We start from the raw sequence: 2,251 nt of genomic DNA, 5'->3' as shown, positions 1-2,251 counted from the left end.
CGTGGCAGTGGTGATGGTGGTTATAGTGCTTACAGTGGTGGTGACGGAGGTGGTGGTGGTGATGGATGTGGTGGCGGATGTGGTGATTAAATGAGTTTGGCTACTAGTCTTGGGATATAAACAAACCTGTAGGCATTTGATAATCACGGGTTGTAAAAAAAGCGTTCCTTATTACCATGTTTCATAGTTTTTACTAATGCCCTGCGCTTTAAGCTCAACTTTATCCATTTTTGTCGCAACGGGAACGCTATCGCTGAAACCTTTATGGGGCGGTAGTTTTACTTTTTTAACTTCATCGATAATATGTGATGTGGAAAAAGTATTTGCCAAAAAGCCAGAGTTGTTGCCGGATAAAGAAAACCGAGTTTTGAATTTTGGATAAAGTCGAGTTAAGAGGATGTTTGAAAAGTCCTCAAGTGTTTACTGTTGAGTCTGTTAGAGCTAGTCTATGTTAAGTCTGCCGTCTGCCTGCCAAAGCTTTCGGTTATTGCTGTATAAAGTCGAATGGTCACAACACGGTTGGAAATACGAAATCTTCACTCTTTATGACAATATTACTGTTTTAGAAAGTGAACTTATTGGCACAGGTAACTTACAACCGAACACTAAGAGCTTGTCACGAAACAACCTTCCTTCTTTTTAGTTAGAAATGCTTTCTCAGTAAGCTTTTTAGGTGGCAAATTGTAAAAGTTGTTTCTTGACAGGCTCTAAAGAAAAACCCGTGTTTCGACTGGGTGAGTTGGTCGAGTTTCGGTTGTCATTAGATGGCTTACCGATTCGGATTAACCAGGGCATTTTAAGCTATGTAGCCAATAACTAAGGCTCTACTCCTTCATCAATCCAAGTATCAATTGCTGTTTTTACCTCTAATTCAGTCACAGCAGACCATTCTTTTTCGTTGATAGTTGTTTTAAATTCCGCTCTTTTACCATGACCAACTTTTTCCATTGAGTGTCCGCGATACACATTTTTAGGCTTAATCATTTTTCTTAATCATCTTTAGAGAATATTATAAACTGTCGCTCAATAAGAAGAGTAGTTTGATTTTCTATGATGGCTGCTGATCGAGGAGATTAGCATCTCATAAGAGATACCTTTGGACTTACCATTCCTAATAAAACCTGTCCTGACGCTAATTCCTGCTTGCTGCAAGCGCATGATCAGTGTTGGCATTTGGGGATTATCAACTCTAGCCCTATCAATTGTCTACTGAATCTGCTCTTTAATAGTACGCTCTGGTGGGGTATCGCGCTTACCTAGAGCAAATTCTGATTGTTCTCTTATTATGCGCCTAATTTGTCCGGTGCTGGGTGTGCGATTCAGTTTTTCTCTACTGCCCTGCACTTGCACTAAATCATAGTCTTGCTCAATTTGTCGCAGGACTTTTTCAGAGCGTAAATAATCCCAGGAATCATGCACTACTAGCCCCGTGTCCATCCTGATTCTGCTGGTTGCAATGTGGATGTGGTCGTCGTCAGTGTTATGGTGGCGAAAGATGGCGAATTGATTGGCATCAAAACCCATTTCCTTCATGTAGCAGTCGCCAATTTCACTCCACTTTTCATCATCTAATTTGTCCCCCTTGGCGGTGGATAATGAGACGTGGTAAACAACACGTTCTGCATCAGAATTTAGTTGTCGAGACAGCTTAAATTCCTGCGCCAATTCACGGGCATTTTTCCCGCTCATATTGCCACCGATTAGTTTAGCATCTTCACGAGATTCCAAATAATCCAACATCTTGCGAAAACCTCTGCCTTTAGTCTGCTTCCCAATCATCCTTTTCCTCTTCTTCCGAGTCGTCATCATCAACATCATCTGAGGCAATGTCTCGCCTGTACTGATGCAGCAGTTCTAAAAGTTCTCTTAGCAGTTCTGGATTAGCAGGTAAAGTTCGCCCAACTTTTAAGGCTGTGTATGGGTTGCAAAGAAAGGGAGGCTATTATAAGTTTTTAAATAATATTTGTAACTAATTCAAACTTTATAGGCTCATATTATACATCTCAAACCTTGGGAAGACTTAATATCAAGCACATCTCTGTAATCCTACGTAAGTAGGGGTTGAGCGCTGATAGCAGCAGTTTAGTCGTGAGCAACGTTGATAAACGGTGCAAACCCGCTTGGGAGAAGAACATCTCTCTGTTGCCACCATGAAGGAGCTAGCAGAACTCTACTATTATCAAGGAAGTTATGAGCAAGCTGAATCGCAAAGTGCTGTATCTGCAAGCTTCAGGACAGAGAGAACAGTTGC

General features: G+C 41.3%; 5 protein-coding genes. 2 read left to right on the top strand and 3 right to left on the bottom strand.

Annotated elements, in window-relative coordinates; translation table 11 throughout:
• Window positions 1-171: 171 nt before the first annotated feature.
• The gene (locus ACEYW6_RS35610) at window positions 172-330 is read right to left on the bottom strand and encodes a hypothetical protein (protein ID WP_412983514.1); all 159 of its coding nucleotides are present in this window, start codon (window positions 328-330) and stop codon (window positions 172-174) included.
• A 118-nt stretch (window positions 331-448) separates the two neighbouring features.
• Here ACEYW6_RS35610 and ACEYW6_RS35605 point away from each other — a divergent pair, with 118 nt between their 5' ends.
• Complete coding sequence (locus tag ACEYW6_RS35605; RefSeq protein WP_412983513.1) at window positions 449-643, top strand: hypothetical protein; 195 nt, start codon at window positions 449-451, stop codon at window positions 641-643.
• 54 nt (window positions 644-697) lie between these two features.
• A complete protein-coding gene (locus ACEYW6_RS35600; RefSeq protein WP_412983512.1) occupies window positions 698-820 on the top strand; it encodes a hypothetical protein in 123 nt (40 codons plus the stop codon).
• Here the strand turns inward: ACEYW6_RS35600 and ACEYW6_RS35595 are convergent.
• Complete coding sequence (locus ACEYW6_RS35595) at window positions 817-984, bottom strand: hypothetical protein (RefSeq protein ID WP_190971617.1); 168 nt, start codon at window positions 982-984, stop codon at window positions 817-819. The two genes, ACEYW6_RS35600 and ACEYW6_RS35595, sit on opposite strands and share 4 nt — an antisense overlap.
• Before the next feature lie 222 nt (window positions 985-1,206).
• Window positions 1,207-1,779 (bottom strand): relaxase/mobilization nuclease domain-containing protein, encoded by a 573-nt coding sequence (locus ACEYW6_RS35590; protein ID WP_412983511.1) that lies wholly within the window; start codon window positions 1,777-1,779, stop codon window positions 1,207-1,209.
• Between the last annotated feature and the right edge of the window lie 472 nt (window positions 1,780-2,251).

The sequence above is a fragment of the Nostoc sp. UIC 10607 genome (assembly GCF_047228265.1).
Classification (GTDB): Bacteria; Cyanobacteriota; Cyanobacteriia; order Cyanobacteriales; family Nostocaceae; genus Nostoc; species Nostoc foliaceum_A.
The sequence above is the reverse complement of the archived record's forward strand: the minus strand, read 5'-3'. Positions and strand labels throughout refer to the sequence as shown.

Bases quoted from the DNA above. Each gene is read 5' to 3' on its own strand.
- ACEYW6_RS35605 (WP_412983513.1), top strand. From the start codon at position 449: ATGTTAAGTCTGCCGTCTGCCTGCCAAAGCTTTCGGTTATTGCTGTAT.
- ACEYW6_RS35595 (WP_190971617.1), bottom strand. From the start codon at position 984: ATGATTAAGCCTAAAAATGTGTATCGCGGACACTCAATGGAAAAAGTT.
- ACEYW6_RS35590 (WP_412983511.1), bottom strand. From the start codon at position 1,779: ATGATTGGGAAGCAGACTAAAGGCAGAGGTTTTCGCAAGATGTTGGAT.